The following is a 14,123-nucleotide window of genomic DNA, read 5'->3' as shown; positions in this document are numbered from 1 at the left end:
TCCGCCGCCCGCACTACCCGCGCTTCGTGCGCTTCCGCTGCGCGGCGGCGGCGCGCGGCGGCGGGGCGTCCTCGTCCCCGTCCACCGGCTGCCACGGGGGGCTCTCCGCGAGCAGGCCGTCGATCCGGCCGCGCAGGTCGTCCCGCTCGGAGGGGTCGAGGCCGACGGGCGCCTGCCGCAGCACCGGCTCCAGCATCAGCCAGCGCTCCTCGACCCGCGCGGGATTGCCGGAGATCCGGCGGGCGGCGGCGGTGTCGCGCCGCTCCTTCTCCTCCAGGGCGAGCACGGCCGCGAGTGCGCGGACCGCGTCGGCGGCGTCGGCGCGGCCGGCGGCCGTCAGCTCCTCGGCGGTCGCCCCCACCGCGTGGGCGAAGCGGGCCACGGTCTCACCGGTGCCGCGGTACGCCACCTTCGTCCGGTTCACCGACTGGAAGCCCTTGATGATGCAGCGCCACCACGGCTCGCTCAGCTTCCGCTTGGAGTAGCCCAGCTTCTTCGCGACCGCCGCGCTCACCTCGGTCCGCGCGGCGACCATCCGCCCGGACAGGCCCTGTCTCTCCGCGGCCGCGGCGAGCAACAACCCCTCAGGGGGCGGCCGCAGGGTCTCAGTCATGACGCGAGCTTCGCACCACCGCGCACCCGCCGTCCAACACCCCGGAGCGTCCACGAACCGCCGGCACCTTCTGCCGATCAGCGGACCCGGCGACCCGCGGACCCGGGGCCCCGCGGGTCAGCCGGTCGTGACCACGCGGGCGGAGAGGTGGACCAGGCGGGCCACGCCGAACTGGAGCATCAGCGGCAGCGTGTGCGCGGCGGTGACGCCGTGCACCGCGCTGAAGGTGACGGTCGGGCCGGTGCCGCCGAAGGTCACCGTGGTGCCGTCGGGCAGGTAGATCCCCGCGTCCATCAGGGAGCCGGGGGCGCCGCTCTTGCCGGCCCCGGCGATGGCGCCGCGACCGGCGTCCGGGGTGCCCACCATGTCGAGGTGCTCGGGCACCCCGCTGTCGTTGCGGACCGCCATCGTCAGGGTGCCGTTGCCCGCGCTGTCGAGGTGGGCGACGGCGTCGGTGATGGTCAGATCGACGTCGGCCTCGTGCACGGTGACCTGCCCGGGCGTGTCCGTCGTCGGGGCCTGCGACGGCGCCGCGTGGGACGTGCCGGAGGAGTGCGTGCAGGCCGTGGCGCACGCGGTGAGGGCCGCCGCGACCGCGATCGCCCGGGTGGCGCGTGAGGCTCGGGACGACCGGAAGGCGGTTCGGCGGTTTCGGCTCATTTAGGCATCATGCCAACCCGCGCGCCCGGCCTCGTGGCCGCCCCCGCCAATCCGCCCGCCCGGCGCGACCGCCCGCCCCGGACCCACCCGACCGCCTGGCCCACGGCCCGCGCGCGCACCCGGCCCACGCGCCCACGCGCGCGCCCCTCCGCCCGGCCCCATCAGTCGGACTCCTTCCGGGCCCGCAGCAACGTGGCGATCTGCCGCACGAGTTCGTCGTTGCTGGAGACCGGCTTGCCGGAGACCAGGGCGCCGAGCCGCTCCGCGGTCTGGAAGTCGTACGCGCGTTCCCGCTCCTGCCCGGGGACCTTCTCGTACTCCTCCTCGGCGCGGAACCCGACGGTCAGGTCGACCGCCTTCGCGATGATCCAGGTGAGGACGAAGGAGAACGCCATGACGGCGAGGATCGCCACGACCTGGCGGCCCAGGAGGCCCCCTCCGCCGCCGTAGAACAGGCCCTTCTTGCCGCTGACCCGCGCGGTGGCGAGGAGTCCCACCATGATCAGGCCGATCAGCCCGCCGACCCCGTGCACCCCGACCACGTCGAGCGTGTCGTCGAGGTTGAGACGGAACTTGAGGGTGATGGCGAAGGCGCACACCGCGCCCGTGACCAGACCGGTGATGACCGCGCCGAGGGTGTTGATCTCGCCGCACGCGGGCGTGATCGCGACCATGCCGGCGACCGCGGCGGAGACCACGCCCACGGTGGTGACGGTGCCCGTGCGCCACCTCTCGACCAGCGGCCAGGTCACCATCGCGGCCGCCGCGCCCAGCTGGGTGTTGATGAACGCGCCGGCCGCCGCGCCCTGGTCGGTCAGCGCCGAGCCGGAGTTGAAGCCGAACCAGCCGAACCACAGCAGGGCGACGCCGATCACCACCAGCGGGATGTTGTTGGGCCGCTCCTCCCGGCGGGCGAAGTCGCGCGGCGCGCGCAGCACCAGCGCGACCGCGAGCCCGGAGACCCCGGAGTTGAGCTCCACCGGCAGGCCGCCCGCGAAGTCGAGCGCGCCCAGGTGCCGCACGATCCAGCCGTCCGGGTCGAACACCCAGTGGGCGAGCGGCACGTAGACGATGAGCAGCCACAGCACCACGAAGACCAGCCAGCCCCTCATGGTGGCCCGGTCGGCGATGGAGCCGCTGATCAGGGCGACCGTGATGATCGCGAAGCCCATCTGGAAGGTGCTGAAGACATACGTGGGGATGTGCCCGCTCAGTGTGGTCAGCCCGATGCCGCGCATGAACGCGTGGTCCACGTTCCCGATGAGCCCCACCCCGCCGACGTCCGGCCCGAACGCCAGGGTGTAGCCGATCGCCCACCAGACGAGCGTGCCGAAGCAGAGCGCGGCGAAGCTCATCTTGATCATCATCAGGATGTGCCGGGTGCGCACCATGCCGCCGTAGAAGAACGCCAGCCCCGGCGTCATGAGCAGCACCATGGCGGTGGCGGCCAGCAGCCACGCGGTGTCACCGGAGTCGTAGGCGGGCGGCATCGGCGCGGGAGCGACGTTCACAGGGAGTACCTCACGGGTTACCTCACAGGGGGCGGGGTGCGGATCGTCGGATGGGGGCTGCGCCGCGCGCGGACCGTCGCCGCGGCCCGTACCGTCGCTACGCCTTGCGCAGGTCGGGGGCCGGACGGCCGGTGAGCAGCTCGCGCACGCGGTGCCACGCGGCGGTACGGGCCGCGGCGACCCTGATCGGGTCGCTGTCCAGCAGCCGGACCCAGGCGCCGCAGTCCCGCGGCAGCACGCTGGCGCCGTACCGGACCCCGAGGCCGGCCAGCGCCTCGTGCAGGGTGTCGGCGATCTCGGCGGCCGGCCGCAGGTCGGTGACCACGAAGAACGACGAGACGTGGTCGGCGCCGGCGAAGACCGCGGGACCGCCGCCGGGCACGTCGCCGTCCCGGCCGGAGGTCAGCCGGAGCGTGTCGATCGCCAGCAGCGTGCCGTCCGGCCGGGCCACCACCAGGTCGGTGGCCAGCGCCCGGTACTGGTGGCGCTCGCCCCGGGCGAGCCGGCCCGCGGTCAGGGTGTCCCCGAGCAGGACCGTCGCGCCGGGGGCCACGGTGACCTCGGTGCGCTGGTAGAACCGGGAGTCCCGGAACGGGATCACCGGGTCGGGCAGGTACTCCACGTAGCTGCCGGCCTCGGCGGTCAGCCGGACGAGCTGGGTCGCGTAGTCGTACTCCGTCCTGAACACCTTGCTCGCCGCCTGGGTGGTCAGGTGCACCTGGGTGCCGGGGCCGCAGCGGACGTCCATCCGGTAGCGGTCGGCCTGCACGATGCCGCCGCCGGTGGCCATCAGGTAGACGTAGCTCATGCCGGGCAGTTCGGGGTCGATCCACAGCGGACGCATGATCTGCAGCGGCGTCTTCTGGTAGCGCTCGACGAGTTCGGTGCGGCCGCCCCGCACCGCGAAGGCCAGGTCGAGGATGCCGACCTTGGCCGCCGAGCCGGCGGGCAGCGTGTCGGGCGCCCCCGACGGGCCGACCACCTCGGGCGGGACCCGGGCCGCGCTGTAGTAGCCGGGGGCGAGCCGGTCGGGACGGGGACGGGCCGGGGCGCCCCGCACGTCAGACCAGCACCTTGCGGCGGGACTCCAGGTACCCGGCGATGTCGTCGATGCCGACGCCGGTGAGGCAGTCGGTCAGCACCACCGGGCGGTTCTCGCGGACCCGGTGGGCGTCGGCCTCCATCACGCCGATGTCGGTCCTGACGTACTGCGCGATGTCGATCTTGTTGATCACCAGCAGGTCCGAGTCGGTGATGCCGGGGCCGCGCTTGCGGGGCATCTTCTCGCCCTCGGCGGTGTCCAGCACGAAGAGGAACAGGTCGACCAGCGCGGGGCTGAAGGTCAGCGTGAGGTTGTCGCCGCCGGACTCGAAGAAGAGCATGTCGGTGTCCGGGAAGCGCTCCAGCATCTCGGCGCCGGCCGCGAGGTTCATGGTCGGGTCGTCGCGTACGGCGGTGTGCGGGCAGGCGCCCGTCTCCACGCCGACGACGCGCTCGGGCGCCAGGATGCCGTCGAGGGTGCGGCGGACGTGCTGCGCGTCCTCCTGGGTGTAGATGTCGTTGGTGATCACCGAGGGGTGGTGGCCGCGGGCGATCAGCACCGGCACCAGCGCCTCGATGAGCGCGGTCTTCCCCGACCCCACGGGTCCGCCGATGCCGATCCGCAGGACGTTGTCGTTCACGGTGCTCCCTGGAGTGTGTGGTGGGCGTGGCCGGCGGTGGGCGCCGGCGGGCGGGGGCCGGTCAGCTCGCGAAGAGCCGTGCCTCGGCCCGTTCGTGGCGGCCCGACATGACGTCCGAGGCGAAGGCGGTCGCCCCGACGTCGGCGAGTTCGCGGCGCATCGCGGCCTGTGCGGCGGCTTCGATGACGGGCGCGGCCCGCCGCAGCAGCAGTTGCGCCTTGCGGTGGTCGGTCAGCCGCAGCCGCAGGGCCGCGCCCGCGAAGCTCGCGCAGAACGCGAACAGGTCGGAGACGACGGCCTGGCGCAGCGGTACGCCCGCCGCCGCGTAGATGATCCCGGCGGCCACCGCCTGCGTGCCGGGCGCCGCACCGCCGCGGACCCGCTCGAAGTGCGCGCCGATCTCCGGGTGGTCGAAGACCTCCCGGGCCAGGTCGAGCAGTTGGCGGCCGGTCCGGGTGGACGCGAGCCGCATCTCCCGGCCCAGCTTGGTGGCGAACAGGTACTCGTCGATCCGGACCACCGTCTCCGGGTCGCCCGCGGCGGTCGCCCGGTGGGCCAGCGCGAGCGCCGTGGCGTCGGCCGGGCCGACCGCGTGCAGCAGCAGGCCGTGCAGGAGCGCCGGCAGGCTGTCGGCGTCGACCTCCTTGGCCTGGGCGAAGCCTTCGAGCGTGTGTGACAGCGTGTAGAAGCCGCTCGGGAAGGCGGAGTCGGTCAGCTGGAGGCTGACCAGCAGCGAGCCGATCCCGGGCTCGGGCGCGGACTCGATCCCGGGTTCGGACCCGGGTTCGGACCCGGGTTCGGACTCGGGTTCGGACTCGGGCGAGAGGCCGGACTCGGGCGAGAGGCCGGACTCGGGCACGGGTTCGGACTCGGGCGCAGGCTCCGGGCCGGCGGTGGTGGACGCCGGCCCGGAGCCGCCCTGCTCGTCGCGGTACATGCCCTAGACCAGGAAGAACAGGTGGTTGAGGGGCAGCTCGGCGGCCGGATCGATGGTCGCGACCTTGCCGTTGAGGGTGACCTTGAACGTCTCCGGGTCGATCCTGATGTCCGGCAGCTCACTGTTGCGCACCATGTTGTGCTTGCCGATGGTGCGGGTACGGCCGACCGGCAGGATCTTGCGCCGCAGGCCCAGTTCGGCCGGGACCCCGGCGGCGATGCCGGCCTGCGACATGAAGGTGACGTGCGTGGACGGCAGCGCCTTGCCGTACTGCCCGAACATCGGCCGGTAGATCACCGGTTGGGGCGTCGGCAGCGACGCGTTGGGGTCGCCCATCTGGGCCCAGGAGATGATGCCGCCCTTGATCACCATCTTCGGCTTGGCGGCGAAGGAGTGGATCGGCCAGAGCACGATGTCGGCGATCTTTCCCTTCTCGATCGAGCCGATGTGGTCCGAGATGCCGGTGGCGATCGCCGGGTTGATGGTGAGCTTCGCCAGGTAGCGCAGCACCCGCTGGTTGTCGTTGCGCGCGGAGTCGCCCTCGAGCGGGCCGAACTGGTCCTTGCAGTGGTGCGCGGTCTGGAAGGCGCGGGTGACCGACTCCCCGACCCGGCCCATCGCCTGGGAGTCGGAGGAGAACATGCTGATCACGCCGAGGTCGTGCAGGACCGTCTCGGCGGCGATCGTCTCGGCCCGGACCCGGCTGTCGGCGAACGAGACGTCCTCGGGGATGTCGCGGCTGAGGTGGTGGCAGACCATCACCATGTCCAGCAGCTCGTCCACGGAGTTCCGGGTGTACGGCAGCGTCGGGTTGGTCGAGGAGGGCAGGATGTTGGGCTCGCCCGCGACCCGCATGATGTCCGGGGCGTGACCGCCGCCGGCGCCCTCGCTGTGGAAGGTGTGGATGGTGCGGCCGTCGATCGCCGAGCGGGTGTCCTCGAAGAAGCCGGACTCGTTGAGGCTGTCGGTGTGGATCGCCACCTGCACGTCGTGCCGGTCGGCCACGTTGAGCGCGTTGTCGATCACCGCGGGGGTGGCGCCCCAGTCCTCGTGGACCTTCAGCGCGCACGCGCCGGCGACGATCTGCTCGTTGAGCGCCTCCGGCAGGCTGCCGTTGCCCTTGGCCATGATGCCGAGGTTCACCGGCAGGCCCTCGGCCGCCTGCAGCAGCCGCGCGATGTTGTACGGGCCGGGGGTGCAGGTGGTGCCGTTGGAGCCGTCGGACGGCCCGGTGCCGCCGCCGATCAGGGTGGTGATGCCGTTGGTGAGGGCCTGCTCGGCCTGCTGCGGGGCGATCAGGTGCACATGGCTGTCGATGGCGCCCGCGGTGGCGATGAGGTGCTCGCCGGCGATCGCCTCGGTGCCGGGCCCGATGACCAGGTCGGGGTGGACGTTGTTCTGGGTCTGCGGGTTGCCCGACTTGCCGATGCCCGCGATCATCCCGTCCTTGATGCCGATGTCGCACTTGACGACTCCGACGATCGGGTCGATGACCACGACGTTGGTGATGACGGTGTCGAGCGCCCCCTGGGCGGCGGTCGCCTGCGGGTCGGAGGCCATGCCGTCCCGCATGGTCTTGCCGCCGCCGTAGAGGACCTCGTCGCCGTACTGGCCCTCGCTGAAGTCCTTCTCGACCTCGACCACGAGATTGGTGTCCGCCAGGTGGAAGCGGTCACCGACGGTCGGACCGAACATGTCGGTGTACTGCTTGCGGGGCAGGATCGGCATCAGTGCGAACCCTTCTTCTGCTGGGACTTCTTGGTGGGCTTCGGAGGTGTCCCGGCGGCACCGGAGTCGGCGCCGGCCGACTCCTGGGCGCCCTGGTAGCCGCGCTCGATCGCCTTGCGCACCGCCTCGACCCTGATCGGGTGGGAGGCGGTGCTGCCGTTGAGCAGCCCGCTGAAGCCCACGAGGCGGCCGGTGCCGGCGTACTCGCACAGCTCGACCTCCCGCGTGTCGCCGGGCTCGATGCGTACGGCGGTGCCGGCCGCGATGTTGAGGTGCATGCCGAGCGCCTGCTGCCGGTCGAAGAGCAGCGCCGAGTTCACCTCGAAGAAGTGGTAGTGCGAACCGACCTGGACCGGCCGGTCACCGGTGTTGCTGACGGAGAGCTTGACCGTGCGGCGGCCGGCGTTGATCTCGATCGGACCTTCGCCGTACAGGTACTTCTGACGGGGCGTCATGACGTACTCCTGTTGACTTGGCCCGCACCAGGGGCGGGCGGATGGTGAGGCGCCGGTGGGTGCTGATGCGGGTGCGCGTGGGGGTGGCCGTGCTCGTGCGCGAGCCCGTGGCTGTGCTCGTGGCCGTTCCTGCCGGAGCCGTGGCCATGGCCGTGGTCCTGGTCATGGCCATCGACGTGGTCGTGGCCGTGGTCATGGCCGCCGGGGCCGTGGGTGTGGGCGTAGCCGTGGTCGTCGGCGTAGCCCAGCGCGGCGGCGACGCCGTCGTCACCGTGCTCGGTCCACCGGCGTCGGGCGTCGGCGACCCGCTCGGCGAGCACCCGGGCCAGCGCCGCCGGGGAGAGCAGCGGGCCGTGCCGGTGGACCGGCACCCGTGCGTCGCCGGGGATCTCGGGCGGCACGAAAGCGGCGGGCAGCAGCGTCACGGCGGAGGCGCCGAGCAGCGCGCAGCGGCGTACGCCCTCGCCCGGATCGGGCGTGCCCCCGAGGAACGCGACCTCGACCAGCTCGTGACCGCCGTGCCGGCCGACCAGGCTGCCGAGCCGGTACAACTCGGCGTCGTCGAACGGGTCCCCGGACGGCGCGGTGAGCAGCAGGGCGCTGTCCGCGGGAATCCGGCCCGCCGCCGCCCGCAGCCAGGCGACCAGGTGCTGCGAGGTGCCGAACGGCTCGGCGAGCACCGTGCCGTGCCGCTCGCCGGCCGGAAGCGCCCGCAGGGTACGGGCGGTGTCCGCGACGAGGTCCGGGTGCCGGCCCAGCGTCATGGGGACGACACACACCTGCTCGCCCTGGCCGCGCAGCCGCGAGACGCACCGGAACAGTTCGCGACCGCTGCCGACCACGGGCACCTCGGGGCCGGCCGACTCCGACAGTTCCTGCCCGGACCCGGCCTCGTGGCCGCGGACGGCGACCACCCGGCAGCGCTCCGACACCGCGGTCAGCCGCCGATGGGGTCGTGGCAGGACACCAGTTTGGTGCCGTCCACGAAGGACGCCTCGACCTGGAGCAGCCCGAGCATGTCCCGCACGCCCGGCATGGTGTCGTCCTCTCCGACGACGTGCCGGCCGAGTTCCATGCAGTCGGCCACGCTCTTGCCGTCCCTGGCGGCTTCCAGAATCGCCTCGGTGATCAGTGCGACGGACTCGCTGTAATTCAGCTTGAGACCGCGGCTCTGGCGTTTCCGTGCCAGATCGGCCACCACGTACACCAGCAGTTTGTCTACCTCGCGAGGGGCGAGATTCACGTCGTTACCTTCCTCGGGGAGTCCAGCAGGGAAAGGCCGGTCGTCGGGCGGTCAGTCGGCCGGCCGAAATCGGGTCAGCACCGGGACAGCCGCCATGAACGCCCATGTGGTGAGGATGAACGGCCAGGTGAAGGTGTGGCCGCCGAACGTCTTGAAGATCGCCGTCAACGCCGCCGTGAGACTCGTGGTGACCGCGGCGGCGACGAGGGTGTACACGCCGTTCCACACCGTCGCGGCGAGGAAGACCGCACCCATGGCGATGGCGACGAGGACGGCGTTGTAGCCGTAGATGCCGTTGGCGATGGACGACGCCGGCGCGCCCAGGGCCCATGCGGCGAGGATGCCCACGACGCTGCCGGCCACCGTCCACAGCAGCACGCGGACTCCGGCGCAGGCCAGGCCGACCAGCATGATGAGGCCGACGTACCACTTGTCCACCAGGAAGACCTGCGACACGTTGGTGAAGAAGGCGTGCCACAGGTTGCTCCAGGACAGCGAGGTGCTTCCCGTGTTGCTGAAGCCCGCGGGGGCCGCGCCGTGCCAGACCCGGCTGAAGGACGACGCCCCGACCACCATGATCCCGGAGACCAGGCAGAAGGGTGCGGTGAGCGCCGTGAGGCCGTACGGCTTGAACAGGACGGTGAGCGCGCCCATCAGCACGGTGCACATGATCGCGCCGACGACGGCGAGGGCGTAGGTGGACGTGTGGGCGCCCAGCGAGGTGACCAGGGCGACCCCGGTGAGGCATCCGCAGTAGCCCTGCAGACCGAGCGCGATGTTGGAGCGGTCGACCCCGGCGAGGTGGGCGGTGGCGGTCGACACCAGCGTGCCGATCGTCGCGAACAGCCCGATCCGCCAGCCCGCGGCCCACAGCCCGGCCAGGATGAGCACGCCGGTCCAGATACAGGGCTGGAGATCGACCTGGCCCACACCGCGCACGCTCGCGACGAGAAAACCGTGCGGCTGTTTCCTCTCGATCCTCCGGAGGAAATCAGGTTCTGCGATGGACAAGGGAAATCCCAGCGTCGGCGGAATACCGGAATACGACCGGGTATTCCGGAGGGAAGTGGGCGGGGACTGCGGGAGCAGCTTGGCAGAATCTTTACGTCGAATGGGCTGCCTGCTCGGAGCGGCCGCGGAATCACACCCGCTCGGACCAAAAACGCGTCGCCCCACGCGGAGGCGTGGCAAGTCGGCGGGAAGAACCTGCCAATGTGGCGGAATGCCGCACAAGATCGCCATGAGCCGCCGTGACCACCCGGACCACCACCCGGGAGCCCAGGTGCCGGTGGTGGCCGCCGTCGCGGTCGGCGGGGCCGCGGGCGCGTGCGCGCGCGTCGGCGCCGAACGGCTGTGGCCGGACTACCAGCCGCCGGACTTCCCCTGGACGATCCTGCTGGTCAACACGACGGGCTGCCTGCTGATGGGCATCCTCATGGCGACCGTCAAGTTCGGGTTCCCGAACGCGCCCCGGCTGATCAGCCCGCTGCTCGGCACCGGGGTGCTCGGCGGCTTCACGTCGTTCTCCCACTACACCGACAACGTGCGGCTGCTCTTCCACCGCGGGCAGCCCGGCTACGCGGTGGGGGACCTGCTGCTGACGCCGGCGGCGGCGCTGACCGCCGTGACGGTGGGCGCGCTCGGCACCCGGGCACTCCTGACCCGCGTGCGGGCCACGGGAGGTGGCGGGCGATGACGGTGGCCGACTGGCTGCTCGTGGTGGCCGGCGCGCTCGTGGGCGCGCCGATCCGCTACCTGCTGGGCGCCGAGGCGAACCACCGCCTGTCCAGCGGTTTCCCGCTGGGCACCTTCGCCGCCAACTCCGCCGCCGCGCTGCTGCTCGGCTACGTGGTGCGCACCGGCATGGGCGCCCACCTCACCCCCGAACGCACCTACCTGCTCGGCGCGGGCTTCTGCGGCGCGCTGTCCACGTGGTCGACGTTCTCGTACGAGCTGCTGACGCTCACCTCCAAGCGTCGACTGGTCACCGCGGCGGCCTACCTGCTGCTCACCGTGGGGACGGGCGTGGGGCTGTCCTTCGCCGGGGCGGCGGCGGCCGCGGCGTTCTGAGGACGGGTACGGGAGCGGACGGCCGGGCTTACGGGCGCGGCTCCGCGGGGGTACGGGAGCGGACGGCCGGGCTTACGGGCGCGGGTCGGAGGGGCGCCGCGACGTCATACCGCCCGGCGGTAGAGCCACACGCCGAGCGGCGCGAAGACCGCGACGATGCCCGCGTCCCAGGCGAGCGCCTGCCAGACGTCGTTGACGGTCGGCCCGCCGAGCACCAGGGCGCGGACCGCCTCGGCGGTACGGGACACCGGCTGGTGCTGGGCGAACGCCTGGAGCCAGCCGGGCATGGTGTTGACCGGGATGAAGGCCGCGGAGGCGAAGACCAGCGGGGCCAGGACGGGGAAGGCCGCGGCCTGCGCGGTCTCCGGGTCGCCGACCGCCATGCCGACCACCGCGAAGATCCAGGACATCGCGAACCCGAAGGCCAGCACCAGCAGGATTCCGCAGAGGAAGGCCGGCACGCCTGCGTGGATGCGGAAGCCGATGGCGAAGCCCACCGCCGTCATCAGCGCCACGACGAAGACGTTCCGCACCAGGTCCGCCAGGGTCCGGCCGACCAGCACCGCCGATCTGGCCATCGGCAGCGACCGGAACCGCTCCATCAGCCCGGTCTGCATGTCCGTGGCCAGGCCGATCGCGGTGTTCATGGCGCCGAAGACCGCGGTCTGCACGAAGATGCCCGGGATCAGGAAGTCGACGTAGCTGACCCCGTGCAGCGCGGGGGAGACGACCCCGCCGAAGACGTAGCGGAACATCAGCACGAAGACCAGCGGCTGGATGGTGGAGAACACCAGCAGCCGGGGCACCCGGCGCAGCCCGATCAGGTTCCGCCAGGCGACCGCCATGCCGTCCTGGGCGGTGCGGGTCAGGCGCGACAGCGGCCGGGTGGGCGGGCCGGGCGACAGGGCGCCGCCGGTGTCCGCGCCTCCGCGGCCGGCGTAGCGGCGCAACGCGGCGGCCCCGGTCACGAGGCCGCGCCTGCGGAGGAGGAGCCGCCGCCGGGAGGCGGGCCGCCGCGGGGTTCGTCGCCGCGGGGAGGATCGTCGCCGCAGGGCTCACCGTCGGCGCGGGACTCACCGTCGTCGGGCGGCGGATCACCGTCGTCGGGCGGCGGATCACCGTCGGCGGGCGGCGGATCGCCGTCGGCGGGCGGGTCCGCGCCTTCCGAGGGCGACGCGGGACCGCTGAGGTGCCCGGTCAACTGCAGGAAGACGTCGTCGAGGCTGGGTTCCCTGACCGCGACGGCGGCGGGCACCAGATCGCGCTCGTCCAGCGTGCGCAGCACCCCGAGCAGCGGCCGGGACCCTTCCCGAGAGACCAGCCGGAGCCGTACGCCGTCGACGTCGGGCGGCTCGGGCACCCGGTCGCGCAGCGCCTCCGCGGCCCGCACGGCCCGGCCGGGCTCGCCCATGTCGAGCTCGATGACCGTGTTGCCCAGGTCGGCCTTGAGCAGCGCGGGGGTGCCGTCGGCGATGGCCCGGCCGTGGTCGATGACGACGACGCGCTCGGCGAGCTGGTCCGCCTCCTCCAGGTACTGGGTGGTCAGCAGCACGGTCGTCCCGTCGGCCACCAGCTGGCGGATCATCTCCCACAGCGCGATACGGCTCTGCGGGTCGAGGCCGGTGGTCGGCTCGTCGAGGAAGAGCACCGGCGGGTCGGGGACGAGCGCGGCGGCGACGTCCAGCCGCCGGCGCATGCCGCCGGAGTAGGTGCGCGCGGGGCGGTCGCCGGCCGCGGTCAGGTCGAAGCGCTCCAGCAGCTCGCCCGCGCGCCGCCTGATCCGGGAGCGGCGGACGTGGGTGAGGCGGCCGATCAGCCGCAGGTTCTCCCGGCCGGTGAGGTTCTTGTCCACCGCCGCGTACTGCCCGGCCAGCCCGATCAGGTTCCGGACGGTGACGGCTTCGCTGACGACGTCGTGCCCCAGCACCTCGGCGCGCCCGCTGCTGGGGCGCACGATCGTGGTCAGGATGCGGATCGCGGTGCTCTTGCCCGCTCCGTTGGGGCCCAGCAGGCCGAAAACGGTGCCGGGCTCGACGTCGAAGTCCACGGAGTCCAGTGCCTGGACGGAACCGAACTGCTTGCTGAGGCCGGAGACGCTGATGGCTGCCTGGTCCACGGGACCACCTCGCTCGGGCATAGCGGAACTGCCTCCACCTCCATTCTTGCTCCGGGCGGGCAGGACCGCAGAGGGGCGGCGGCAGCCCGGGCGAGCGGCCGGGCGGGAGGTCCGGGCGGCCCTGGACGGCGCCCGGCCCCGGGTACTCGGCCCTCCGGCGGCCACGCGAGCGGGGGTGGCGGCGCCGAGCGGGCCCCCGTCGCTCTCCGCGGTACGGCAGGTGCAGCGCGTGCGGGGCGCCGCGAACCGGCGGGCCCTTCCGGTCACGGCTCACGGTTCACTGCTCACGGCTCACGGCGACGAGCGCGGCGACGCGGCCCGGGGCAGCGGGAGGGCGAGGCCGTCCGGGTCGCCAGGGCTGCGGGCGAAGGCCGCGGACATCTCGGCCGGCACGGGTGCGAGGCCGAGCAGGGCGGCGGCACCGAGGGCCGCGAAGCGGTGCCACGCCCGCATCCGGCGGAGCATCGCGTGGTCGCCGCCGGGCAGTTCGTACCGGGCCACCTGGGCGCCGGCCGCGCGGGCATCGGCCGCCATCCGCAGCGACTCGGCGGGCGAGGTGACGCGGTCGGCGGTGGCGTGCGCGAAGACCAGGCGACGGTGGGCGAGTTGGGCGACGGGTTCGCCCGGCGGGCACCAGGGAGCGAGGGCGACCACGCCGGCCACGTGCGCGGCGCCGGCCGCACGCAGCGCGGCCCGCCCGCCCATGGAGTGGCCGATCAGCACGGTGGGCGCTCCGCCGGTCAGCTCCGCCAGCCGCTCGACCGCCTCGGCGGCGTCCCGCGCGGCGTCGGCCCGCCCCCCGTTCCAACCCCGGTACCGGTAGCGGGCCTCGGCGACGGCCACACCCCGGCCCCCGGCGGCCCGGGCCACGGCGGTGGCGAACGGCCGCATCCGCAGGGCGGGGACGTTCAGCCGGGACGGCGCGCGGGTGTCCTGCTCGTAGCCGCCGTGCAGCAGCAGGACCGCCCCGGCGGCCGCCGGAGGCAACCGCCGTACCACGAGCCGCTCTTCGCCCCGCTCCGTCACGCCCACCCCCCTCACCGCACCCGTCGCGCGCCGCGAACCGCGGGGCCACCGCAGGAGTCTGCCGTACCCGCGGAAACCCGGC

Annotated in this window: 16 protein-coding genes; 2 read left to right on the top strand and 14 right to left on the bottom strand. The window is 73.2% G+C overall.

Annotation, left to right across the window (positions count from 1 at the left end; translation table 11 throughout):
- Nucleotides 1–13: 13 nt before the first annotated feature.
- The 11 genes from ACIPAE_RS10400 to ACIPAE_RS10350 form a co-directional block, all read right to left on the bottom strand.
- Nucleotides 14–613: a hypothetical protein gene (locus tag ACIPAE_RS10400; protein ID WP_402444226.1), complete on the bottom strand. Its 600-nt coding sequence runs from the start codon at nucleotides 611–613 to the stop codon at nucleotides 14–16.
- Between the two features lie 117 nt (nucleotides 614–730).
- The gene (locus ACIPAE_RS10395; RefSeq protein ID WP_329367349.1) at nucleotides 731–1,273 is read right to left on the bottom strand and encodes a hypothetical protein; all 543 of its coding nucleotides are present in this window, start codon (nucleotides 1,271–1,273) and stop codon (nucleotides 731–733) included.
- Nucleotides 1,274–1,434: 161 nt separating this feature from the next.
- Complete coding sequence (locus tag ACIPAE_RS10390; RefSeq protein ID WP_402444225.1) at nucleotides 1,435–2,784, bottom strand: ammonium transporter; 1,350 nt, start codon at nucleotides 2,782–2,784, stop codon at nucleotides 1,435–1,437.
- A gap of 97 nt (nucleotides 2,785–2,881) precedes the next feature.
- The gene (locus ACIPAE_RS10385) at nucleotides 2,882–3,844 is read right to left on the bottom strand and encodes an urease accessory protein UreD (RefSeq protein ID WP_366413320.1); all 963 of its coding nucleotides are present in this window, start codon (nucleotides 3,842–3,844) and stop codon (nucleotides 2,882–2,884) included.
- Nucleotide 3,845: 1 nt separating this feature from the next.
- Nucleotides 3,846–4,466, bottom strand: coding sequence for an urease accessory protein UreG (ureG, locus tag ACIPAE_RS10380; RefSeq protein ID WP_328466242.1), 621 nt, complete (start codon nucleotides 4,464–4,466; stop codon nucleotides 3,846–3,848).
- A 61-nt stretch (nucleotides 4,467–4,527) separates the two neighbouring features.
- Nucleotides 4,528–5,403, bottom strand: coding sequence for an urease accessory protein UreF (locus ACIPAE_RS10375; RefSeq protein ID WP_402444223.1), 876 nt, complete (start codon nucleotides 5,401–5,403; stop codon nucleotides 4,528–4,530).
- A gap of 3 nt (nucleotides 5,404–5,406) precedes the next feature.
- Entirely contained in the window at nucleotides 5,407–7,131 is a 1,725-nt protein-coding gene (gene ureC / locus ACIPAE_RS10370; RefSeq protein ID WP_402444222.1) for an urease subunit alpha, read from the bottom strand.
- A complete protein-coding gene (locus tag ACIPAE_RS10365) occupies nucleotides 7,131–7,586 on the bottom strand; it encodes an urease subunit beta (protein ID WP_402444220.1) in 456 nt (151 codons plus the stop codon). The genes ureC and ACIPAE_RS10365 overlap by 1 nt, the downstream gene beginning before the upstream one ends.
- Nucleotides 7,583–8,518: a sirohydrochlorin chelatase gene (locus ACIPAE_RS10360; protein ID WP_402444218.1), complete on the bottom strand. Its 936-nt coding sequence runs from the start codon at nucleotides 8,516–8,518 to the stop codon at nucleotides 7,583–7,585. Before ACIPAE_RS10360 ends, ACIPAE_RS10365 begins: the two co-directional genes overlap by 4 nt.
- A 5-nt stretch (nucleotides 8,519–8,523) precedes the next feature.
- The gene (locus tag ACIPAE_RS10355) at nucleotides 8,524–8,829 is read right to left on the bottom strand and encodes an urease subunit gamma (protein ID WP_328466252.1); all 306 of its coding nucleotides are present in this window, start codon (nucleotides 8,827–8,829) and stop codon (nucleotides 8,524–8,526) included.
- A 51-nt stretch (nucleotides 8,830–8,880) separates the two neighbouring features.
- A complete protein-coding gene (locus ACIPAE_RS10350; protein ID WP_329367333.1) occupies nucleotides 8,881–9,840 on the bottom strand; it encodes an urea transporter in 960 nt (319 codons plus the stop codon).
- 211 nt (nucleotides 9,841–10,051) lie between these two features.
- Between ACIPAE_RS10350 and ACIPAE_RS10345 the strand changes: the two genes are divergently transcribed.
- Both ACIPAE_RS10345 and ACIPAE_RS10340 read left to right on the top strand, forming a co-directional pair.
- Nucleotides 10,052–10,525 (top strand): CrcB family protein, encoded by a 474-nt coding sequence (locus tag ACIPAE_RS10345; RefSeq protein WP_366414036.1) that lies wholly within the window; start codon nucleotides 10,052–10,054, stop codon nucleotides 10,523–10,525.
- A gap of 2 nt (nucleotides 10,526–10,527) precedes the next feature.
- Nucleotides 10,528–10,899, top strand: a complete 372-nt coding sequence (locus ACIPAE_RS10340; protein WP_329374158.1) for a CrcB family protein — start codon at nucleotides 10,528–10,530, stop codon at nucleotides 10,897–10,899.
- Nucleotides 10,900–11,003: 104 nt separating this feature from the next.
- Here ACIPAE_RS10340 and ACIPAE_RS10335 read toward each other — a convergent pair whose 3' ends face one another.
- From ACIPAE_RS10335 to ACIPAE_RS10325, 3 genes are all read right to left on the bottom strand, one after another.
- On the bottom strand, nucleotides 11,004–11,867 hold the full coding sequence (locus tag ACIPAE_RS10335; RefSeq protein ID WP_329367329.1) for an ABC transporter permease: 864 nt from the start codon (nucleotides 11,865–11,867) through the stop codon (nucleotides 11,004–11,006).
- On the bottom strand, nucleotides 11,864–13,015 hold the full coding sequence (locus ACIPAE_RS10330) for an ATP-binding cassette domain-containing protein (RefSeq protein ID WP_402444215.1): 1,152 nt from the start codon (nucleotides 13,013–13,015) through the stop codon (nucleotides 11,864–11,866). The genes ACIPAE_RS10335 and ACIPAE_RS10330 overlap by 4 nt, the downstream gene beginning before the upstream one ends.
- 291 nt (nucleotides 13,016–13,306) lie before the next feature.
- Nucleotides 13,307–14,041, bottom strand: coding sequence for an alpha/beta fold hydrolase (locus tag ACIPAE_RS10325; protein ID WP_402444213.1), 735 nt, complete (start codon nucleotides 14,039–14,041; stop codon nucleotides 13,307–13,309).
- Between the last annotated feature and the right edge of the window lie 82 nt (nucleotides 14,042–14,123).

Source organism: Streptomyces sp. NPDC087270, assembly GCF_044744625.1.
Classification (GTDB): domain Bacteria; phylum Actinomycetota; class Actinomycetes; order Streptomycetales; family Streptomycetaceae; genus Actinacidiphila.
The sequence above is the reverse complement of the archived record's forward strand: the minus strand, read 5'-3'. Positions and strand labels throughout refer to the sequence as shown.